This is a genomic window from Desulforapulum autotrophicum HRM2 (assembly GCF_000020365.1).
Classification (GTDB): domain Bacteria; phylum Desulfobacterota; class Desulfobacteria; order Desulfobacterales; family Desulfobacteraceae; genus Desulforapulum; species Desulforapulum autotrophicum.
In genome coordinates this window covers 3,128,133-3,149,508 of record NC_012108.1, presented here as the reverse complement: position 1 = coordinate 3,149,508, position 21,376 = coordinate 3,128,133, and the positions used below count along the sequence as shown (strand labels likewise).

General features: G+C 48.1%; 18 protein-coding genes and 2 tRNA genes. 17 read left to right on the top strand and 3 right to left on the bottom strand.

Features of this window, described 5'->3' with window-relative positions:
• Window positions 1-113: 113 nt before the first annotated feature.
• From HRM2_RS13680 to HRM2_RS13600, 17 genes are all read left to right on the top strand, one after another.
• Entirely contained in the window at window positions 114-611 is a 498-nt protein-coding gene (locus tag HRM2_RS13680; RefSeq protein WP_015904617.1) for a hypothetical protein, read from the top strand.
• A gap of 8 nt (window positions 612-619) precedes the next feature.
• Window positions 620-1,858, top strand: coding sequence for a bifunctional phosphopantothenoylcysteine decarboxylase/phosphopantothenate--cysteine ligase CoaBC (gene coaBC / locus HRM2_RS13675; RefSeq protein ID WP_015904616.1), 1,239 nt, complete (start codon window positions 620-622; stop codon window positions 1,856-1,858).
• A complete protein-coding gene (locus HRM2_RS25310; RefSeq protein WP_015904615.1) occupies window positions 1,855-2,484 on the top strand; it encodes a uracil-DNA glycosylase in 630 nt (209 codons plus the stop codon). Before coaBC ends, HRM2_RS25310 begins: the two co-directional genes overlap by 4 nt.
• Before the next feature lies 1 nt (window position 2,485).
• A complete protein-coding gene (gene xerA / locus HRM2_RS13665; protein ID WP_015904614.1) occupies window positions 2,486-3,379 on the top strand; it encodes a site-specific tyrosine recombinase/integron integrase in 894 nt (297 codons plus the stop codon).
• Between the two features lie 18 nt (window positions 3,380-3,397).
• The gene (hslV, locus tag HRM2_RS13660; protein WP_015904613.1) at window positions 3,398-3,940 is read left to right on the top strand and encodes an ATP-dependent protease subunit HslV; all 543 of its coding nucleotides are present in this window, start codon (window positions 3,398-3,400) and stop codon (window positions 3,938-3,940) included.
• Window positions 3,937-5,298, top strand: coding sequence for an ATP-dependent protease ATPase subunit HslU (gene hslU, locus HRM2_RS13655; RefSeq protein WP_015904612.1), 1,362 nt, complete (start codon window positions 3,937-3,939; stop codon window positions 5,296-5,298). The genes hslV and hslU overlap by 4 nt, the downstream gene beginning before the upstream one ends.
• Entirely contained in the window at window positions 5,298-6,188 is an 891-nt protein-coding gene (argB, locus tag HRM2_RS13650) for an acetylglutamate kinase (protein WP_041273972.1), read from the top strand. The genes hslU and argB overlap by 1 nt, the downstream gene beginning before the upstream one ends.
• Window positions 6,189-6,199: 11 nt before the next feature.
• Window positions 6,200-7,375, top strand: a complete 1,176-nt coding sequence (locus HRM2_RS13645) for an acetylornithine transaminase (protein WP_015904610.1) — start codon at window positions 6,200-6,202, stop codon at window positions 7,373-7,375.
• Between the two features lie 11 nt (window positions 7,376-7,386).
• Entirely contained in the window at window positions 7,387-8,310 is a 924-nt protein-coding gene (argF, locus tag HRM2_RS13640) for an ornithine carbamoyltransferase (protein ID WP_015904609.1), read from the top strand.
• Window positions 8,311-8,354: 44 nt separating this feature from the next.
• On the top strand, window positions 8,355-9,566 hold the full coding sequence (locus HRM2_RS13635) for an argininosuccinate synthase (protein WP_015904608.1): 1,212 nt from the start codon (window positions 8,355-8,357) through the stop codon (window positions 9,564-9,566).
• Window position 9,567: 1 nt separating this feature from the next.
• The gene (gene argH / locus HRM2_RS13630) at window positions 9,568-10,968 is read left to right on the top strand and encodes an argininosuccinate lyase (RefSeq protein ID WP_041273271.1); all 1,401 of its coding nucleotides are present in this window, start codon (window positions 9,568-9,570) and stop codon (window positions 10,966-10,968) included.
• Window positions 10,965-11,396, top strand: coding sequence for a fibronectin type III domain-containing protein (locus HRM2_RS25305; RefSeq protein WP_015904606.1), 432 nt, complete (start codon window positions 10,965-10,967; stop codon window positions 11,394-11,396). Before argH ends, HRM2_RS25305 begins: the two co-directional genes overlap by 4 nt.
• Window positions 11,397-11,407: 11 nt before the next feature.
• The gene (gene folK / locus HRM2_RS13620) at window positions 11,408-11,914 is read left to right on the top strand and encodes a 2-amino-4-hydroxy-6-hydroxymethyldihydropteridine diphosphokinase (protein ID WP_232364028.1); all 507 of its coding nucleotides are present in this window, start codon (window positions 11,408-11,410) and stop codon (window positions 11,912-11,914) included.
• Window positions 11,914-12,561 carry a fructose-6-phosphate aldolase gene (gene fsa, locus HRM2_RS13615; protein WP_015904604.1) on the top strand — a complete coding sequence of 216 codons (648 nt, stop codon included), beginning with the start codon at window positions 11,914-11,916 and terminating at the stop codon, window positions 12,559-12,561. The genes folK and fsa overlap by 1 nt, the downstream gene beginning before the upstream one ends.
• 5 nt (window positions 12,562-12,566) lie before the next feature.
• The gene (gene pgsA / locus HRM2_RS13610) at window positions 12,567-13,199 is read left to right on the top strand and encodes a CDP-diacylglycerol--glycerol-3-phosphate 3-phosphatidyltransferase (RefSeq protein ID WP_232364027.1); all 633 of its coding nucleotides are present in this window, start codon (window positions 12,567-12,569) and stop codon (window positions 13,197-13,199) included.
• Window positions 13,200-13,256: 57 nt separating this feature from the next.
• A tRNA-Gly gene (locus HRM2_RS13605) sits at window positions 13,257-13,331 on the top strand.
• Between the two features lie 5 nt (window positions 13,332-13,336).
• Window positions 13,337-13,411 (top strand) — tRNA-Cys (locus tag HRM2_RS13600).
• Window positions 13,412-13,491: 80 nt separating this feature from the next.
• Here the strand turns inward: HRM2_RS13600 and HRM2_RS13595 are convergent.
• The 3 genes from HRM2_RS13595 to HRM2_RS13585 form a co-directional block, all read right to left on the bottom strand.
• Window positions 13,492-16,356 carry a hybrid sensor histidine kinase/response regulator gene (locus HRM2_RS13595; protein ID WP_015904602.1) on the bottom strand — a complete coding sequence of 955 codons (2,865 nt, stop codon included), beginning with the start codon at window positions 16,354-16,356 and terminating at the stop codon, window positions 13,492-13,494.
• Between the two features lie 53 nt (window positions 16,357-16,409).
• Entirely contained in the window at window positions 16,410-17,093 is a 684-nt protein-coding gene (locus HRM2_RS13590) for a substrate-binding periplasmic protein (protein WP_232364026.1), read from the bottom strand.
• A 577-nt stretch (window positions 17,094-17,670) separates the two neighbouring features.
• Window positions 17,671-21,273, bottom strand: coding sequence for a DUF748 domain-containing protein (locus HRM2_RS13585; protein WP_015904599.1), 3,603 nt, complete (start codon window positions 21,271-21,273; stop codon window positions 17,671-17,673).
• Window positions 21,274-21,376 lie beyond the last annotated feature (103 nt).

The following is a 21,376-nucleotide window of genomic DNA, read 5'->3' as shown; positions in this document are numbered from 1 at the left end:
TGGGGCTTCTGGGATTTGACTTTTAGACCAAATAGTTTTAGAAGTGATCTGTAATTTGGTCGTTTTTTGTTTGTCCGGTTAAACTATATTAGGCAATTACCCAAGGAGATTTTATGAAAATTACAAATAGCGTTCGACCCTTTGCCCCCATTCTTTTTGCCCTGCTGGTATCGGTTGCCGTAACAGGCTGTTCCAACCTGAACCTGGGAGGGAATAAGAATGCCTCAAACACCACCCCGACCATGACCCGGGAGACAACAGCCGTGTACTATGACTTCAAGGATGTCCTGATTCCAAAAGAATTAAAGGTGCTGGATGGTTCAACCGTTGTTGTGAGCACTCCAGGCTACACCTCGGGAATCATCTCCCTTAAGGGCAGGATCGAGTCCCGGTCCCTGTTTAATTTCTTTTCCAACAACATGATCAAGGACAACTGGAACATGATTTCAAACATCAAGAGTCCGGCTTCCACCATCATGATATTCCAGAAAGAGTCCCGCTGGGCAGTCATCACCATCCGTGAAAAGGATTTCAATACCTATGTTGAGGTGGGGGTGGCTCCGACCATTGGCAAGGTTGAGAAGGCTCCGGAATCTAATCTTTTCAACTGAGGCCTTCCATGACGCTCAAAGGAAAAAACGTCATCCTTGGGGTGTGCGGCGGCATTGCAGCCTACAAGGCTGTGGAACTTTTGAGGCGCTTAAAAAAAGCCGGTGCACACGTTCAGGTGGTGATGACCCGGGCGGCCCTGGCCTTTGTGGGCGAGACCACCTTCAGGGTATTGTCTGAAAATGAGGTGTGCACGGGGCTGTTTAACACCAATGAGTCATCGGTGAGACATATTGAATGGGCAACTGCAGCAGACCTGGTGGTGGTTGCGCCTGCCACGGCCAACTTTATCGGGAAAATGGCCCATGGTATTGCCGATGATGCCCTTACCACCATGCTCATGGCTGTGACGGTTCCCGTGGTTGTTTGTCCGTCCATGAATACCTATATGTACGAAAATCTTGCCGTTCAGAGAAATCTGGACACCCTTGAGGGGGACGGGGTGTCGATTGTGGAGCCCGGCACTGGGGAGCTTGCCTGTAAAACCACCGGGGCAGGACGATTGCCCGACCCTGCCCTTATCCTTGATCGAATGGTTGCAGCCCTTACGAAAAAGGATCTTGAGGGGATAAAATTTCTGATATCGGCAGGCCCCACAAGGGAGGCCATTGATCCTGTGCGCTACATCAGCAACCACTCGTCGGGTAAGATGGGGTATGCCATTGCAGCGGCAGCAGAGAAACGGGGTGCCATTGTAACCCTGGTGTCGGGTCCTGTTTGCCTTGAACCGCCCTTTGGGGTTGATTTGATAAATGTGGTGTCTGCCAGGGAGATGGCCGACGCCGTGCTTGACTGTTTTGACGGTTGCGATGTGCTTGTCAAGGTTGCCGCTGTTGCCGATTATCGTCCGTGTGATCCGCAGACAAAAAAGATCAAGAAAAACGCTCAGAACCACAACCCGGAACACTCCCAACAACACTTTACCCTTACCCTGGTGGAAAACCCCGATATATTAAGGCTTGCAGGCCAGAGGAAAACCCATCAATTTGTGGTTGGATTTGCCGCTGAGACCAATGATCTTGAGGCAAATGCCCTGATCAAGATGGAGAAAAAAAACCTGGACATGATTGCTGGCAATCTTGTGGGGGTCGAAGGCTCCGGATTTGGCAGTGATTTCAACAAGGTTAAACTTTTTTTCCGGGACGGCACCGTGCGGGATATCCCTGCCATGGAAAAGGAGGATGTGGCCAATCATCTCCTTGACGAGATCCGATCAAGGAGATTGGGCAAGGCTGGCATGGAACAATGAATGTTGCCAATCCAAAAGCCGCCTTGGGGGCTGAATTTCTTGAATTGATTAAAGGGGCCAAAGCGTACCTTATGTTCAGACAGGGGATCTCTCCCTGTGATCTTGACATTTCCAGGCAATCCCTGGATATTGTCCGTTCCTGGAATCTTGCCGCCAAAACTGCTGAGCCCCAGGGTTCCAAAAGGGTTGCTCCCGGTTTAAGGGGAGAGGGAGATCCCAATGCTGAGCTGTTTATTGTTACAGAACAAAGCCAAAGGGGTGTTTCCCCCTATGCAGGCGATGCAGGCGAACTTTTTTTAAAAATTCTTGGAGCCATTGATCTTACCCGGGAAAAGGTTTATATCACAGCGCTTCCAGCGTCCGGCCCCATGACTGGCGCCCTTGAACGTATCAAGCGGGAAATTAATCGGGTCAACCCGACGGTTATCTGCACCCTGGGCGGCCGGGCCGCACAGGCCATGCTTGACCGGCGAGACCCCCTTCAGGAGTTAAGGGGCAGGTTCCATGATTTTAATACCATTCCTTTGATGCCCACCTTTCATCCGAAAACCCTGATCCATGACGTGGCGCGTAAAAGACCGGTGTGGGAGGATATGAAGATGATCAAGGCAAGGCTTGGATCCTGACATGGTTGTTACTCAATTCCTGCAGACACTCTCGTCGGAAAAAGGATATTCCCCCCACACCATCAGAGCCTATGGGGGTGACCTTACCGCCTTCCTTGGATTTTGTTTTCCCGGTAAGCCGGTGGCGGCCATTACGGATGAACAGCTGCTGAAAGAGATTCGCGACAGCGAGACAAACCCTGTTCGGGGGTTTTTAATGGACCTTGCAAAAAAAAAGGTCACACGTAGAACCATTTCACGGCGGCTTTCAGCCCTTAAGAGTTTTTTCAACTATCTGGTGGTCGTTGGAAAAATCGAGGTTAACCCTGCCCAGGGCGTCTCAGCACCTAAACTGCCCCGATCCATTCCCCAATTTCTAACGGTGGACGAGCTGTTCACCCTCCTTGATTCCATCAAGACAAGAACCGTGGTGGATAAGAGGAATCGGGCCGTGTTTGAACTTTTTTATTCTACGGGCATGCGGGTGTCGGAACTGTCCAACCTCAATGTTGGAGACATTGACCGCGAGAGTCACCTGGTGCGGGTCAGGGGAAAGGGAAACCGTGAACGGCTGGTGCCGGTGGGTGATCGGGCCTTAAAGGCTGTTGACGACTACCGAACTTGTATTGACGGGGAGTTTGGGGCACTTTTTTTGAACCGGGACGCCCATCGGTTTTCTGACAGCTCCATTCGAAGGGTGCTTTCCGTGCTTGTCAAGGCGTGCGGGCTGGGTGTGCCAGTTTCCCCCCACACCCTTCGCCACAGCTTTGCAACCCATATGCTTGATGCCGGGGCCGATCTTCGGGGGATTCAGGAGATTCTTGGCCACGCCAGCCTCTCATCCACCCAGATCTACACCCATGTGACCTATGCACGGCTCATGGAGGTCTATGACCGGGCCCATCCACGACGTTAATTTTACGAGGTAATTTCAATGACAGATACATTTCATGGTACAACCATACTCGCTGTTCGCCACAAGAATTGGGTGGTTGTGGCAGGTGACGGCCAGGTGACCCTTGGCACCATTGTTACAAAACACAAGGCAAAAAAGGTGCGGCGGATTTACAACGACAAGATTATCACGGGATTTGCCGGTGCCACGGCCGATGCCCTCACCCTTTCTGAAAAGCTTGAACAAAAACTTGAACAGTATAACGGCAACCTCACCCGCAGTGCAGTGGAGCTTGCAAGGGAGTGGCGCACGGACAAATATCTAAGACGCCTCGAGGCCATGATGATTGCGGCGGACGAGAAAAATACCTATCTGCTGTCCGGCAACGGGGACGTGATTGAGCCTGACGACGGGGTGATCAGCATTGGCTCAGGCAGCACGGCAGCCCAGGCTGCGGCCCAGGCCCTGGTGGTTCACACCGACCTTGACGCCCGGACCATCGTGACCGAGGCCATGAAGATTGCTGCGGCCCTGTGTATCTACACCAACAATTACATAACCATTGAAGAGATGAAACAATGAGTGACCTTAAGCCCATGGAGATTGTCCGGGAACTTGACCGGTACATCATCGGTCAGAAAAACGCCAAAAAATCCGTAGCCATCGCCCTTAGAAACCGGTGGCGCCGCCGCCAGGTTCCCGATGATTTAAGGGACGAGATCGCTCCCAAGAACATTATCCTCATCGGCCCGACCGGTGTTGGAAAAACCGAGATTGCACGTCGGCTTGCCCGGTTGACGGACTCTCCCTTCTATAAGGTGGAGGCCTCCAAGTTCACGGAGGTCGGGTATGTGGGAAGGGACGTGGAGTCCATGATCCGGGACCTTATGGAATTGACGGTGAACACCCTCAAGGTCCGGCAACAGGAAGAAGTCCAGGAAAAGGCGGCGGCCATGGCCGAGGAGAGAATCCTTGATCTGCTGCTGCCCGAGTCGGGCGGGCCTGAAGGTGCAACCCTTACAGAACCCCATCTGGAGGTCGTTTCGTCATCCTCGTCCAAGTCTTCCACCCGGGAAAAGCTGAGGAAAATGTTAAATAACGGCAAGCTCGATTCTCGGTTTGTTGATATTGACGTGACGGGAAAGGCTTCGCCCATGATCGAAATTTTTTCCAACACGGGCATGGAGGAGATGGGTATCAACATGAAGGACATGCTGGGAAATCTTCTGCCCAAGAATACCAAGCGTCGTAAGGTCAAGGTGGCCGAGGCCATGAAGATTCTTACCCAGGATGAGGCGGCCCACCTGGTTGACATGGAAAAGGTAACCGCCGACGCCGTTGAAATGGTTGAACAGTCAGGCATCATTTTCCTTGACGAGATCGACAAGATTGCCGGCAAGGGAAATTCCCAGGGGCCGGAGGTGTCCAAGGAGGGGGTCCAGCGGGATCTTTTACCCATTGTCGAGGGAAGTTCAGTCCCCACCAAGTATGGCACGGTAAAAACCGACCATATTCTGTTCATCGCCTCGGGTGCCTTTCACATTGCCAAACCCTCGGATCTCATTCCCGAACTCCAGGGCCGGTTTCCCATACGGGTTGAACTTACAAGTCTTGGCAAGGACGAGTTCGTAAGGATACTCACCGAGCCCAAGAACGCCTTGATTCTTCAGTATATTGCCCTTTTGCGAACAGAAGGGGTTGAGCTTGAATTCACCGAGGATGCCATCGATAAAATTGCCTCCATTGCCGTTGACGTGAACGAAAGAACCGAAAACATCGGCGCCAGAAGGCTTCACACCATCATGGAAAAGCTGCTCGAAGAAATTTTGTTCCACGCTCCGGATGTTGAGGAGAAAAAGATGGTTGTGGACGCAGACTTTGTGGACAAACAGCTCATGGAGATTGTCAAGGATGAGGATCTTTCGAGGTATATCCTATGATGAACATGAATGTGGCAGACATTCTGATCGAGGCCCTTCCCTATATCCGGCAATTTGCAGGTAAAACCATTGTGGTCAAGTACGGCGGCCATGCCATGGTGGATCCGGGACTTAAACGTGACTTTGCTCGGGACATTACCCTGTTGAAGTACATCGGGTTCAACCCCGTGGTGGTCCACGGGGGCGGCCCCCAGATCAACCGGGTCCTTGACGCCATGGGCATCACCTCCACCTTTGTCAGGGGGATGCGCTACACCGACGATAAAACCATGGATGTGGTGGAGATGGTCCTTGGGGGCAAGGTCAACAAGGAGATTGTGTCCGGGATCAACGCCCAGGGTGGCAGGGCCGTGGGGTTAACCGGAAAGGATGGGGGGCTTATCATTGCTGAAAAGATGACCATTGTGGACGCGTCCAACACGGAAAAACCGCCTGAAATCATAGACCCCGGAATGGTGGGGCGTGTCACGGCTATTGATCCGGAGATTATTCATACCCTTACCTGCAAAGGGTTTATTCCGGTAATTGCCCCGGTGGGGGTGGGTCGATCAGGCGAGACCTACAATATCAATGCGGATCTGGTGGCGTCAAAGATTGCATCGGCCCTGAAGGCGGAACGGCTTATCCTGATGACGGATGTGGACGGCCTGCTGGATGCTTCAGGTACCCTTGTGTCATCGGCAGCGGCAGAGAAAATTCATACCATGATCGAACGAGGTGAAATAAAGGGGGGTATGATTCCAAAAATGGAATCGGCCCTTTCCGCCCTTGAAGGCGGTGTTGAAAAAACCCATATCATTAACGGAACAAGACCCCATGCCCTGCTGCTCGAACTTTTTACAGATTCCGGCATCGGCACCCAGGTCTTTTTGCAGGGCCAGGAGGATTAAAGAAACAACCCATGGATACTATCGAAAAAACCAACACCTATGTGTTTAATACCTATTCCAGAATTCCCACTGTGTTTGTCAAAGGGGAGGGGGCGACCCTCTGGGATGACCAGGGTAAGGCCTATACGGACTTTCTTGCAGGGATTGCCGTTGTCAGCCTTGGCCACTGCCATCCCCAGGTAACACGGGCCATTGCTGATCAGGCCGCAACCCTTGTACACGTGTCAAACATTTTCTATACCGAACCCCAGGCTGAGCTTGCCCATCAGCTGGTGGAAAAAAGTTTTGCCGACAAGGTCTTTTTTGCCAATTCCGGTGCCGAGGCCAACGAGGCTGCCATCAAGCTTGCCCGGCGCTATTTTAATGAAAAAGGGGAGCCTGAACGGTTCAGGATCATTACCATGACCCAGTCTTTCCACGGCAGGACCATGGCCACCTTGTCCGCCACGGGTCAGGATAAGATCAAGCAGGGGTTCTCCCCGCTGGTGGGCGGGTTTGTCCATTGTCCGTTCAACGATATTGGTGCCTTAGATGCCCTGGTGGACAACACGGTTTGCGCCGTTATGATGGAGTGCATCCAGGGGGAGGGAGGGATTATCCCTGCCGATCAAGATTATATTAAAGCCGTGCGCAGGCTGTGCAATGAAAGGGGAATTTTCCTCATCTTTGACGAGGTCCAGACGGGTATGGGGCGGTGCGGTTCCCTGTTTGCCCATGAGCTCTTTGGCGTTACGCCTGACATCATGACCCTTGCAAAGGCCCTTGGCAACGGGCTTCCCATCGGGGCCATGCTGGCCTGCACTGAAGCGGCCAAGGGGTTCACCTTTGGCAGTCACGCAACCACCTTTGGCGGTACACCCCTTGTGACCCGGGCTGCCCTTGAGGTTCTAAAGATCATTTCGGACCCTGATTTTCTCCAACAGATAAGGGCGAAGGGGGCATACCTCAAACAGGGGCTCACGGCCCTTATGGCCCGCCATAAAACCATCAGGGCCGTCCGGGGTGAGGGGCTGCTTGTGGGCATGGAACTGGATGGAAATGCAGGAGAAATTGTGGTCGAGGCCATGAAAAAAGGCTTTATTCTTAATGCGATTCAAGGTAAAGTTATCAGATTTGCTCCTCCCCTTGTCATCACACGGGAGGAAATTGATGCCGTTGTCAAGGCCCTTGACGACCTGCTTGAATAAGGAGAATTTTAATGAAAAAAGACCTGCTCTCTCTTCTTGATCTTGAGAAGGACGATTTTATCCATCTGTTTGAACTGGCCCTTCAGTTTAAAAAAAGGTCCCGACAGGGCATCTCTGACAGGCATCTGGCCGGAAAGAGCCTGGGCCTGATATTTGACAAAAAATCCACCCGCACCCGGGTGGCCTTTGAGACGGCCATGATTCAGCTGGGGGGGACGCCCATCTACATGAGCACCCAGGATACCCAGATTTCAAGGAACGAACCTGCCTGTGACACGGCCAGGGTGCTTTCCCGCTACATAGACGTCCTTGCCATGCGAACCTTTGACCACGGGTTGGTGGAAGAGTTTGCAGCATCCTCGACCATTCCTGTGATAAATGCCCTGACCGACCTTTATCATCCCTGCCAGATTTTAAGCGACATCATGACGGTGATCGAGCATAAGGGTGGTTTCCAGGGCAAAAAAATCGTATGGGTGGGCGACGGCAACAATGTTGCCAATTCATGGGTCAATGCGGCGGCGGTTCTTGACCTCAACCTTGTGGTGGCAACCCCTGAAGGGTACGGCGTCAAGGACGAAATCAAGGCAAAGGCCCTTGAACGGGGAGGGCGGCAGATTGTTTTCACCCATGACCCCAAGGATGCAGTTAAAAATGCCGATGTGGTGTATACGGACGTGTGGGCCAGCATGGGACAGGAAGAGGAACAGGCAAAACGGGTTACTGCTTTTAAAGGCTTCCAGGTGAACCGATCCCTTCTATCCCAGTCAAAGCCAGATGTGACGGTTTTGCACTGCCTTCCTGCCCACCGGGGGGAAGAGATCTCAGAGGATGTCCTTGAAGCGCCCGATGCCGTGTTCTGGGACCAGGCTGAAAACAAACGCCACATGCACAAGGCCATTCTTGAGACCCTGATACTGGCCAATGGAAAATAAGCTAACTTGTCAAAAGAACAATTAAAAAATAAAGGATATTACCCATGTCTGACATAAAAAAAGTGGTCCTTGCCTATTCAGGCGGCCTGGATACCTCGGTTATTTTGAAATGGTTGATTGAAACCTATCACTGTGAGGTGGTTACCCTTACGGCGGATCTTGGCCAGGAGGAGGAGCTTGACGGGCTTGAGGCAAAAGCGCTTAAAACCGGTGCTGTTAAGGCCTATGTCGAGGATTTAAGGGAAGAGTTCATTCGTGATTATGTGTTTCCGGCCTTCAGGGCCAATGCCATCTATGAGGGGCAATACCTGCTTGGTACCTCCATTGCCAGACCCTTGATCGCAAAACGACAGATCGAGATAGCTGCAGCCGAAGGGGCCGATGCCGTAAGCCACGGTGCCACGGGCAAGGGCAACGATCAGGTACGGTTTGAGCTTGGCTATTTTGCCATGAATCCAGCCATCAAGATCATCGCCCCCTGGCGGGACTGGGATCTAACCTCCAGGACCCGCCTGATGCAGTTTGCAAAAGAACACAACATACCCGTACCCCAGACCCCGTCAAAACCCTACAGCACGGACCGGAACATGCTCCACATCAGCTATGAGGGAGGCGTGCTTGAGGATCCCTGGGCCCAGGCCACCGACGACATGTACACCATGTCCGTTAAACCTGAGGATGCTCCGGACAAAGCTGAAATTATCGAGATCGATTTTAAGAACGGTAATCCTGTGGCCATCAATGGCCGGCCCATGTCCCCTGCAACCCTTTTCAAGGAACTCAACACCCTGGGCGGCAGGAACGGCATCGGCCGTATCGACCTTGTTGAAAATCGTTTTGTGGGAATGAAATCAAGGGGCGTTTACGAGACACCCGGCGGCACCATTCTGAGGCTTGCCCATTTAAACATGGAGTCCATCACCCTGGATCGTGAGGTGGCTCACCTCCGGGATTCTCTTATCCCCAAGTATGCCGAGCTTGTGTACAACGGGTTCTGGTTTTCTCCTGAAATGGCCCTTCTCCAGAAGATGGTTGATGAAACCCAGACCTGCGTTTCAGGAACGGTAAGGCTTAAACTCTACAAGGGTAATTGCTATGTTCTGGGTCGGCGATCCGACCAGAGCCTGTATGACGAATCCTTTGCCACCTTTGAGGATGACAATGTCTACGCCCAGAAGGATGCTGAAGGGTTTATCCGTCTCAACGCCCTTCGGCTGCGAATCAGAAAGATTGCCAATGACAGGAGAAAGGTGTGACATGGGAAAAAAACCGTGGAGTGGCAGGTTCTCCCAGGATACGGACGCCATGGTCGAACGGTTTACCTCGTCCATTGACGTTGACAAGGCGCTCTACGCCTATGACATCGAGGGCAGCATTGCCCATTTAACCATGTTGGCCCACGTGGGGATTATCACCCAGGATGAGGCGGCAGCGCTTCGCACGGGGCTTGGCCGGGTCAAGGCGAAGATCGCCGGCGATGACTTTGAATTTTCCGACGCCCTGGAAGACATCCATATGCATGTGGAGAGTGCCCTGGGAGATGAAGCAGGAGATGTGGCAAGGAAACTGCACACGGGAAGGAGCCGCAATGACCAGGTGGCCCTGGACATCCGCATGTATTTAAAGGCCGAAATCAAGGGCATCATTGCCCGGCTGTTTGCCCTGCAGCGGGTCCTGGTTAAAATGGCAGATCAGTACAAGAGAGTGGTCATGCCAGGTTACACCCATCTGCAGCGGGCTCAGCCTGTCCTTTTTGCCCACCATCTCATGGCCTATTACGAGATGTTTAAACGCGATCAGGAGCGCATGGCAGATTGCCTGAAGCGCACCGATGTAATGCCCCTTGGGGCTGCTGCCCTTGCCGGTACCACCTTTCCCCTGGAGCGGGAGTATACCCGGCAGCTGCTCGGTTTTGCAAAGGTGTCGGACAACAGCATGGATTCAGTGTCCGACCGTGATTTTGCCATGGAGTTCATCTCGGCCGCCTCTATTGCCATGATTCATCTGTCTCGATTTTCCGAGGAGCTGGTGCTCTGGTCTTCGTCTGAGTTTGCCTTTATCACCATTTCGGATGCCTTTACAACCGGATCGAGTATCATGCCCCAGAAGAAAAATCCGGATGTCGCAGAGCTTGTCAGGGGGAAAACTGCCCGGGTGGTGGGCAATCTCATGGCTATTATCACCCTCATGAAATCCCTGCCCCTTGCCTATAACCGGGACATGCAGGAGGACAAGGAGCCGCTGTTTGACACGGTCAACACGGTCAAGGCCTGTCTGGACGTTTACACCCGGATGCTGCCCAACATCAAGGTGAACAAGGAAACCATGCTTGCAGCCTCGGAAAAGGGGTTTCTCAATGCCACGGATCTTGCCGACTACCTTGTTTTAAAAGGTGTGCCCTTCAGGCAGGCCCACTCCATTTCTGGAAAGGCAGTGGCCTTTGCCCTTGAACATTCAAAGGAGCTTCACCACCTTACGGTCCAGGAGTTTAAAACCTTTTCAGAGGTTATTGAACCGGATATTTTTGAGTATCTTTCCATTGAGCATATGATTTCAAGGCGTGGGACCCATGGTGGCACTGGATACGATAATGTACTCAAGGCCATTGATCGGGCAACCCGGGATCTTGATGAACAAACAGCGGGAACAGAGGGATGAACCCATTTTCAAGGAATGTTTTCAGAATTTTTGTTCTGTGCGCGTTTGCCATTGTTCTGGCTGTAACCGGTCTGGGTTGTGGCAAAAAAGGACCTCCCTTGCCGCCCATCCAGGAGATGGTAGCCCCTCCCAGTAACCTGGCATTGTCCCTTGCTGGAACAACGGCAACCCTTACCTGGTCTTATGGGGTAAAAAAGGGTGTACCTCCCATTGCCGGGTTTGAGGTCGACCTGGCAACCCAAGGGGGGGGGGCAGACGATTGCAAGGGATGTCCCCTGCGGTTTACCCCCCTGGATACCACCGGTGCTAAAACCTTTGAATTTGCCGTTGAAATTAAGCCTGGAACAAGCTACTACTTTCGTGTCAGGGCCTATACCGGCTCAGGGGTGTTCAGCGGTTCTTCTAATACTGTTCAGGTGGAACTATAAAAATGAATCCCATGGCGATTGCATATCTCTCCATCGGCTCAAATCTGGGCAATCGATACGATAACTGCATCAGGGGCAGAAAAACGGTTGACACACTTGACCAGACCCGTGTTGTGGCGACCTCACCTTTTTACCGAACCGAGCCCGTGGGTTTTCTCGACCAGGCATGGTTTGTCAACGGAGCACTTAAGATCGAAACCCGCCTTGATCCTTTTGAGCTTATTGACGGATTAAAAAAGATCGAACTGCTTTTGGGGCAGGGTGAAAAAGAGGTGAGGTTTGGTCCCAGGATCATTGACCTTGATATCATCCTTTATGGGGAAAGGGTTGTCCAGACCGACAGACTTATTCTTCCCCACCCGCGCATGCACAAAAGGTGCTTTGTCTTGAAACCCCTTTGTGATATAGCTTCTGGAATTGTCCACCCGACAATGGAAAAAACCATGGAGCAGCTTTTACTACAAATAGAAAATAACCCCGGCCAGGAGGTCAGGGTTTATGTCAAAGGAGACGCATAATGAAGTTTTTTATAGATACAGCCAACATTGATGAGATCAAAGACGCCCTTGCCATGGGCATGGTTGATGGAGTCACGACCAATCCGTCACTCATCGCAAAAGAGGCCGGCGAGTTCACCGACATCATCCGGGAAATCTGTTCGATTGTAGAGGGGCCTGTGAGCGCCGAGGTGATCAGCCTTGATTATGACGGCATGGTCAAGGAGGCAAGGGATCTTGCCAAGATTGCCGACAACATTGTTGTCAAGATTCCCATGACCGTTGACGGTCTCAAGGCCGTGCGGACCCTGACCAATGAGGGCATCAAGACCAACGTCACCCTGATTTTTTCTGCAACCCAGGCCCTGATGGCAGCTAAGGCCGGTGCCACCTATGCAAGTCCTTTTGTGGGTAGAATAGACGATCTTGCCCTTGACGGTATGAACCTTATTGAGGAGATTGCCGAGATCTATTCAAACTATATGTTTGATACCCAGATCATTGTTGCAAGCGTCAGGAACCCCCTGCATGTGTTGAACTCTGCCCTGATCGGGGCTGACATTGCAACCATACCCCACAAGGTGTTGAGCGCCCTTGCATCCCACCCCTTGACAGACAGGGGCATTGAGTCCTTTATGGCAGACTGGAAAAAAAAAGAGAATAAATAATCCCTATGACCTGGCAGGAAACGATTAAAAAAAACGTGGAAAAATGTCCGGAAAAATTTAAGAGTACCATGGGGAGCTGGATGCGCAGGCTGATGAAGATTGTCATGAATCCCAACTTCATGACCCTGTCAAGGATTGTGGCTACCCCCATTCTTGTGGGCCTTTTGATGTATCCGGGTAAAATGACGGCATTTCTGGCGGCCCTGGTCTTTTCCCTGGCCGCCATCACCGATTATTTTGACGGCTATCTTGCAAGAAAGCTGGGACTTGTCTCAACCCTTGGAAAAATCCTGGACCCCCTGGCGGATAAACTTCTGGTCTCATCGGCATTTATCATGCTGGTCTCCCTGGGGTTCATGCCGGCCTGGATCGCCTGTGCCATCATCGGCAGGGAACTTGCCGTCACAGGGCTTCGGTGCGTCATTATTGAGCAGGGAGAGGATGTGGCAGCCTCCTGGCTTGGGAAATACAAGACAGGCTTTCAAATAGCCTGTATTATTCCCCTCCTCATCCATTACCCCTACATGGGGATCGATTTCCACGCCATTGGCATGGTGCTTCTCTATGGCGCCCTTGTCTTTACCCTCTGGTCCGGGGCGGATTATTTCATCCGGTTCAGAAAACTGATATCCTTTTAGAATTATGGGTTGACAAACCCTGGGGATAAGGGTATAAACCTTTTGTTTCAACGCTGAGCGGGAATAACTCAGTGGTAGAGTGCGACCTTGCCAAGGTCGAAGTCGCGGGTTCAAATCCCGTTTCCCGCTCCACCCATGGCGGCTTGGCCAAGTGGTAAGGCGACGGCCTGCAAAGCCGTTATTCTCCAGTTCGAATCTGGAAGCCGCCTCCAAAAAAAACAAGGGGTCAGGATGAAAATCCTGATCCCTTTTGTTATTGGGCTTTTGTCGTTGCTGATTATCATTGCATTAATCATATAAGTTTTGGTCTTGAAAATAATTTATTTATACTATTCAAATAGTGAATATTCTTGCAAGGTTTTGACAGATGATCAACATATGGATCCTTTTTCATCAAATATTTAATAGACTCTAAAAATTCTATATTGCCTGAAATAAACAGGATCGGAATGGTTTTGTCTGACGCTCTGATATGATGATACATATCCATCCCATTAATATCTCCCGGAAGAATATAGTCCAAACTTATGAGGTCATATTCATTTCTGTCAAACAAATCCATTGCTACCTGACCATTATTGGCAATATCAACTTTGTGGTTACAGGGCGCCTGCGTTAGTATCCTGTATTGTACATCTGCGATAGCTGTTTCATCTTCAACAAGAAGGATATATTTTTCAAAATATGCCGTTCCTGTTTGAGTTTTTATTCTCTCATCACTTGTCAATTCTTTTTTAATGACCGGCAGACTGATTGTAAACTTAGTCCCTGAGCCATATTCCGACTCAATTGAAATAGTTCCCTTGTGTTGCTCAATATATTTTTTTACATTCGACATCCCATAACCAGTCCCTTTAATGCCGGTTTTATATGAACCTGCTACATCCCTGCTTCCTTTTAAAGTAAAGGATGGTTCATAAATATTTTCCAGGTTTTCTTTTGAAATGCCACATCCATTGTCTTCGATTTCAAAGCATATCTGGTTCCCACGGCTGTATGTTCTAACAGTGATTCTGGGGTGTTCAACCATACTTAAGGCATGGATTGAGTTTTGTATCAGATTTACAAGTGCATGCTCTATCATTCCAGGGTCGGCGAGCAGTTCGGGAACACCCGGGCTTTCTTGTTTTATCAGCTCAATTCCTTCCAGATCCTTTCTCATCAGATTTATAACAAGATTAATTTTTTCGCTGATTCTGAAAAATTCCTGTTTAAGTTCCTGGTCTTTAGCAAAAGCAACCAGGTTTTTTGTCAAATTTTTACCACGTATGGTTTGTTCATAGATCAATTCAAGCGTTTTTTTCGTTTTGGGTTCCTTGCAATATAACAAGGAGAGTTCGGTATTGCCCATAATAATTCCAAGGATATTATTGAAATCATGGGCCATTTTCCCTGCTATCTGGCCAACCAAAGCCAGTTTCTCATTGTCACCTGCAATTTTCTGGGCTGCAATCTTCTCTTTTTCAGCCTGTTTACGATCGGTAATATCCTGATAGGTTCCCAATATCCCTATGATCTTCTGCTGTGCATCCCGCATGGGCACCTTGCTGGTCAGAAGCCAGTTTGTTTTGCCGTCTGGTCTGTCCTGGGGTTCTTCATAAAATAATTTGGATTTCCCGGAACGGATTACTTCTTTTTCATCCCGTTGGAACACTCCTGCCTGTGCAGAAAATGCAAGATCATGATCGGTTTTCCCAACCAGATCGTCGGGTGAACGCAAGCCGGCATCTTCGGCAAAAGCCTGGTTCCCGCCCAAATAGATGCTTTGTGTATCTTTCCAAAACACCCGAACCGGAATACTGTTTAAAACAAGTTTCAGTATTCGATTGGATTTTATTTGTGCCTCTTCAGCGTCTATCCGATTGGTTATGTCCATCAGGATGCCGTGATAATGGGTGATCTCTCCTGTATCATTTCTTTTGATGTAGGTACGGTCTTCTACCCATCTGATGTTTCCGGATTTTGTAATGATCCGGTAGGGCCTATGGATGAAATTATTACTTTTTTTCTCAAAATTGGGTTTGCCAATTTCATGTCCAACTCTTTTCAAATCATCCGGAAAAACAATCTGGTCGTACCGAATGGTATGGCTTAACAATTCATCAGGATGATATCCAAATACATTTTCTATATTTTCAGTCACAAACTCAACCGGCCATCCCTGTTCGTTCTTCCAGATAAACGCCACCAAAGGACTGCTGTTGATGATGCCATATGCATCATCCCGGGCTTTTTCCAAAATTTTATGTTCATTGATATCTGAATGGGTACCGATGAAACGAACAGGTTTGTTCTGTTTATCCCGGACAGCTATCTTACCTTTTGACCGTATCCATTGATAGTCACCATTCTTATTTAACATTCTGAATTCCTGATGAAAAATGTCGATTTTCCCGGATAGATAGTTTTCTATTGCATTTTTTACCCCGACAATATCATCTGAATGAACTCGTTTTTCAAACGCTTCAAAGCTACTTTGAAATTCATGGGGTTTATATCCAAGCATGACGTAATAGCGGGTGTCATAATGAACAGAACCGGTTTCCAAATTCCAATCCCAGATTCCATCATTGGCACCGGCCAGTGCCATTTCAAGCCGTTCTTCACTCAGCCTCAGGCGGTTCTCACTGGCCTTCAGATCGGCTGTACGTTCAATTACCCGGTCTTCAAGCGTCATCTTTGCCACTGTCAAATTCAGAAAAAGCCATACCGCCATCAAAACTAAAACCAGACAAAGGAAAATATAAAAATAGGTAAAGACAGCTCTGTTCTGCCAGTCGATTGTAATTTTTCCAATATGCTTTTTGTTATAAAATATATTTTTTTCCAAATGGTACACCGGTAAAAGCCCGGCATTGGTTAAAAAGTCTTCTGCTGTTTCTTTGTCGGTATTTTTTATTTCAATAAATGCATTGCTGGAATCATCGAATACAGATACCTTTTTATAGTGAAGTGCTTTGGCAGCCAGTTTCAGGTACTCAATCGGTGTGCTTTTCTCATATCTCCAGAGGGCATCCGCTATGATAACCGCATGGCCGTCAAGCGCAAGATCAGCCTTGTGCTGGGTCGATTTCTGGTAATATACAACAAACGAAAGAAAAATCGCTGTAAGGACAATCAAAACAACCGTAAATATAACTTTATAATTTTTTATCATCTAAAAAAATCGCCGTTTTATCATTTGAGGGCAGATACCGGTAATCACATTATTTAATAATATTTTACAATAATTCTTTTTATCGTTCCATCATCCAGCATTCTTTGTATGACATCGTTAAATCCGGCAAGGATATGTGTATAACCGGATTGCTTGCCAATCAGCAAATGAAATGGCATGGATGAAAGCAATACACCGGTTTCAACAATCTTATCGGCCAGGCCGTCCTTGTCAAGGCTGGCCTTTACCCCAACCGGCCATTCAATGACAAGATCTCCTCTTTTTGCCGCCAGCATTTTCCAGACATTATGAACCTCACTTGTTTCAAAAGAGGGAATACCCAGAGTGGTGATATTATCCGTGTTCCACCCGTTGCCGCTGTATGTGATAACGGTATAGCCTCCTTTTTTGATATCTGCTATGGATCCAATCTGCTGTATCTCGTTAAGTCGTTTATGCCCTTTATAGGTAAATAGTTTTAACTCTTTCAGGTAAAACGGGTCCGGGTGGGTATCACAATACGTAAGCCGTTCCTCTGTGGGGAAGGTGATCATTGCATCCATTTTGCCGATTCGGACCTGGTTTTGACACCTTTTCCACGGCATTTGAAACCATTGTGTATGAATTACCATGCGATGTTCCAACGCTTCTGTCAGAATCTCATAGAAAAAACCTTCTATTTTTCCGTTTTGGGGCTTTGAAAAAAACGGATAAAATTCCGGATACGCTATCTTCATTGTATTTCCAGAGATGGAGCATATGGGGAAAAAAAATAAAAAAAGGATGACCAAAACTATTATTTTCACCCTAGGGCGGGTCATATTTTATCCTCCTCCTCAAATTCATGCGATTCCATTTTTGGAAAAGCATTTTTACTGTTAAGTTCAAGCAGTTCTCGACGAATTTAAATCATATGCTTTAAGTATTGTCCGGCAAAAGTGAATGGAAGTAGAAAAAAGATCAATCAAGAAGATCCTGGGTATGGGTTTTTTATTTTTCAGGTTAAATTTAATTGATTCAAGGATACAATAAAAAATTGGGAGCGACCATATATTTAGGCCCATGATCAAAATAAAACCTCCCACATGGCTTGTCTTTTAAGCCGTCTTCTTCGTTGCCTTAATGGGCACATATTTCAATATGCTCCCATTAACGCGCCTTGAGTACGACTTAAAATCCTACGCCATGTTTTGGAAGATTTTATTCTGATCATGGGCCTTAATGAAACTGATTTCCATGAAAAATATGGCCTCAACCGTCCGTAAAGTGCTTGATGGTGCTCGGCTGAGTTAGGACTGCAACGTTGTTTGGTTCCTATTTTAACGAAAACGTCACCCGGCATGATTGATCTGTGGTTGAACTGTCCGTTTCAACCGGTTCCAGCAAAAAGATTCTCTCTTTTTCCACCTTGCCGGTTGAAATGAGATAGCCTTTGATTTTTTCTGAACGGGTCATGGCCAGAAGGCGAAGGTCATCTTTTTTTACATCAATATTTGTCATTAAAAGTTTTTTCTTTTCGTTCAGGTCAAGTTCTTTTTCATTGCCGGCCTCATCCCTTGGTTTTGGAAATTGGGCCTGCTCATAGGTTGTACTGATATAGCTGTCCATGTCCTGCTGATCGATTGCCACCTGGTCCACTGTTCGAGGAGCAGTTCCCGAATCTGTGAGATTTTTTAGTTTCACAGCTTTGATGGCATCTTCAAATTGTTTTACCCTCAGGACTTCAGCATCCCTTAATGTGTCGTAAACGCCCTTTATTTCAAATCTTATGGATGGTTTCTCCTTGAGGATTTCTGCAAGCTTGTTCAACTTGTCATGGTTGCCTTGTGTCAGTGCAGATTCTCCATGATCAAAATCAACATACCCCAGTTCCTCGCCCCCGCCAAACATTGAACCAATGATGGAAAAAGGAGATGTCACCACTTTTATAATCAGGTTCTTAAGGGTATTCAAAACAATGGGACCGATTCTAAATTTTGGATCATCCAAAGCGCCTGCAACAGGCACATCAAGATTAATTTTTCCCTCACGGTTTTTTAACAGGGAAATGGCAAGTCCGAGGGGCAGAGAAGTGGGCTTTTGGCCGGTTACTTGGTCGCCCAGGGACAGATTATCAAGCCGTACCCGGTTTTCTGATTTTAGCGTGTTTCCGTTTATTTTGTATTCAAGGTCTAAAATGAGTTTTCCTTTTTGGATCGTATATCCCAGGTATTTAGATGAATACGGGGTGAAATTTGCAAGCTCAATGTCTTTAAAAGAAACAGCAACATCGGCATACTTGTTCTGGGCCAGAGGATTGATGGTTCCGACAATATCAAGGGGGGAAGACTGACCGTAAATTCCCTTTAAAACCAGTTTTGCCCGGGACAATTCCTCGGATGAAAGGCCATTGACAGACCCTGCTATCTGTTTCATCCCGGCATTAAAATTGGGCTGGTTAAAGTAATCGGAAAAACTGATATGCCCTCCTTGGAGCGTAATGCTTTCCACCTTGATCTGGGGCGGTTCAGTCTCTGTTTTTTCAGGCTTTTTTTCAGACTCCTCCACCTGGTCCTGGGGGGTGTTCGTATTTAAAAGGGCGGCCAGGTTCATTTCACCTGTTTCATTGACAAAGATCCGGGAATAAAAATCTGTTAAAGAAATATTTTTGATATTGATCTTAACCGGGAACAGGGATAGGTCAAGCCCTGAAAGATACAAGGATTTGCATTTAAAAAGATCTTTGGCCGAGGGTTTGTCTGTGGAGATGAATTTATTCAGGGATGTTTCACCGGTAAATTGAATGCTGCTTCCAGGGCTATCCCCCATATTCAAGTTCAGCCGTCCTTTTGTGCCGACATTTCCGTCCAGGACATTAATGGCCACCGTATCTGTAAAGTAGGATTGCAAGGATTTAACATCAATTTTTTTTAAATCAATACCTAAATCCGCCTTCAAGGTTGAAGGCGTCACGCTACCACTGATATTTATCCGGCCTTCCTTTTGCCAGTTCATTTCAACAGAGACCATTGCCTGTTCATCACCAAAGTTTTTAACATTGTCCGCTTTGATGGAAATTTTTGACAGATCAATTGTGACTGGATTTGATGGGGTCAGATCATTGAACCGAAGATTCATTTGCTTGGCATCAAATGAGGTCATTGTGAGGGCCCAGGGGGGAGTATCGACTTTGGAGGGTTTGTCCTGGGGCGCCAATACAGGCGTATTGGGTTTTTTTGTCTCCTTATCGGGCAGGAGGCCTTTAACAAGATTCAACTCGCCTGCCTTGTCCCTTTGAATAAAAAAATTTGCATCTCTGAGCGTTATCACTCCGGTATTTATTTGTTTGCCGCTAAGGTCAATGGAGGCCCCCTTGATGTTAAATTCAGGGATCTCAACCATCTGTTCTTTTGCATCGTGGTCTGAAATCACCAGGGATTGAACCATGAAATCCACGGTGTTGATCGTTGTCTCCAATTTGTCTGGTTTTTCGGATATGTCAAAATTTGCTGAAAGAGTTGCTCTGCCGTCGTTAACATCAAAATTGATCAAGCCTGCATAGTAGGGCAGGTATTTATTCAACACAAGGTTTGACAGGTTCATACTGCCCTGGGCCTGAACCGGATGGGTCTGGAACCGGCCGCTGGTTTCAAAATCCTCTTTGATTTCACTAGCCAGGGTCAGGCGGTATTCTCCTGAAATTGTGCTGCCTGCCTTTACATTTTTAATCAGGACGTTGATGGGAAAGAGGGTGGTGTTAAATGCCTGTTCATTGGATAAATCCTGGAAGCCAACGGTTGCATCTTTGATTTCGAAATTATCCAGGTTTAGACTAAAAGGGTCCGAATGGGTTTTGTCTGCCTTGTTGTCGGCTACCTTGTTTTCAGCCTGCTGCGGTGGGGCTTGTTTCTGGGGAATATAGGTTAACAGGTTCACGGTGCCGGTTTTGTCTCGGCTTAAATTTAATTGCGGGGTTTGCATTAAAATTTTTGTGATATTTAATTTGCCCGCAAGGATATCAGATGGTGAAATATCAACGGTCAGAGAGGGAAATTTGATGATCTCCTCTTCGGCAGCCCCTTTTATCTCAGCATTGACTGCAGTGACTTTTCCCTGAATCTGAAGGGAAGGTTTTGGCGTTGTTGACCGATACGCTGCATCAAGATCCAGGTTCATGCCCAGGCTTTTTAACTGGATGGTTTCAGGGATGGGCAGGTAGGAAAGATAGTGAACCACATCCACATCCGATATTTTTATTTCAACCTGGGTGGCCATATCCGCTGCAAAGGGGGTTGACTCAACATGGACGTCCACGGTTGCCTGGTTTACAACAAAATTGATATCCATGCCGGCGGCCTCATGCCGGCTTTTTTCCCTGCTGGTTAAAAGGGGAAGCATTAAAGAGAAATCGGTTACAGCATGGGAGACGTTGGTGAATTGGTCTTCAAACTTAAATTCACCCTGGGTGATGTGAATGTTTTTCAAGGTGAACCTTATGGGACCTTTATTCTCCTCGTCTTTTTCCGGGGCATCCGTTTTGTTGTCTTGACCCAAAGCCAACAGATCGGAAAAATTAAAGGTGGCATCCCTATTTCTGACGATACTCACCCGGGGATTTTCTAAAGAAAATTCAGACACATTAAGTCCAAGGGTAAACAGGGAGGATAGACTGAGATTGGCAAATATTCTTTTAGCAAAAAACAAGGCGTCTTTGTTTTGCTCTGCCACAGAGAATTCTTCAATCGTTGCTGTAAGGGCATAGGGATTGACGGCTATCCGTTCAATGGTGACCTGCCGGTTAAGGGCTTTGCCCAATGATTTGCAAAGAATGTTTTTTCCCAGCACAGGTACCAGAAAAAATCCGACCAGGGTATAGAGCACCATGATTATGACCGGGATTAAAATTCTCTTTTTTAGAAATATCTCTTTGATTGCCATATCCTCCCCCTGCTAAATAACTTATAAAGGGTAAACCCGGTGTCTTGCCGATGACCGCTGCGGGAATACAAACTAGGCCTCCAAGGCTGAAAATCAATCAAAA

Coding starts and splice junctions, on each gene's coding strand:
- HRM2_RS13680 (WP_015904617.1), top strand. CDS start 114: ATGAAAATTACAAATAGCGTTCGACCCTTTGCCCCCATTCTTTTTGCC.
- coaBC (WP_015904616.1), top strand. CDS start 620: ATGACGCTCAAAGGAAAAAACGTCATCCTTGGGGTGTGCGGCGGCATT.
- HRM2_RS25310 (WP_015904615.1), top strand. CDS start 1,855: ATGAATGTTGCCAATCCAAAAGCCGCCTTGGGGGCTGAATTTCTTGAA.
- xerA (WP_015904614.1), top strand. CDS start 2,486: ATGGTTGTTACTCAATTCCTGCAGACACTCTCGTCGGAAAAAGGATAT.
- hslV (WP_015904613.1), top strand. CDS start 3,398: ATGACAGATACATTTCATGGTACAACCATACTCGCTGTTCGCCACAAG.
- hslU (WP_015904612.1), top strand. CDS start 3,937: ATGAGTGACCTTAAGCCCATGGAGATTGTCCGGGAACTTGACCGGTAC.
- argB (WP_041273972.1), top strand. CDS start 5,298: ATGAACATGAATGTGGCAGACATTCTGATCGAGGCCCTTCCCTATATC.
- HRM2_RS13645 (WP_015904610.1), top strand. CDS start 6,200: ATGGATACTATCGAAAAAACCAACACCTATGTGTTTAATACCTATTCC.
- argF (WP_015904609.1), top strand. CDS start 7,387: ATGAAAAAAGACCTGCTCTCTCTTCTTGATCTTGAGAAGGACGATTTT.
- HRM2_RS13635 (WP_015904608.1), top strand. CDS start 8,355: ATGTCTGACATAAAAAAAGTGGTCCTTGCCTATTCAGGCGGCCTGGAT.
- argH (WP_041273271.1), top strand. CDS start 9,568: ATGGGAAAAAAACCGTGGAGTGGCAGGTTCTCCCAGGATACGGACGCC.
- HRM2_RS25305 (WP_015904606.1), top strand. CDS start 10,965: ATGAACCCATTTTCAAGGAATGTTTTCAGAATTTTTGTTCTGTGCGCG.
- folK (WP_232364028.1), top strand. CDS start 11,408: ATGGCGATTGCATATCTCTCCATCGGCTCAAATCTGGGCAATCGATAC.
- fsa (WP_015904604.1), top strand. CDS start 11,914: ATGAAGTTTTTTATAGATACAGCCAACATTGATGAGATCAAAGACGCC.
- pgsA (WP_232364027.1), top strand. CDS start 12,567: ATGACCTGGCAGGAAACGATTAAAAAAAACGTGGAAAAATGTCCGGAA.
- HRM2_RS13595 (WP_015904602.1), bottom strand. CDS start 16,356: ATGATAAAAAATTATAAAGTTATATTTACGGTTGTTTTGATTGTCCTT.
- HRM2_RS13590 (WP_232364026.1), bottom strand. CDS start 17,093: ATGAAGATAGCGTATCCGGAATTTTATCCGTTTTTTTCAAAGCCCCAA.
- HRM2_RS13585 (WP_015904599.1), bottom strand. CDS start 21,273: ATGGCAATCAAAGAGATATTTCTAAAAAAGAGAATTTTAATCCCGGTC.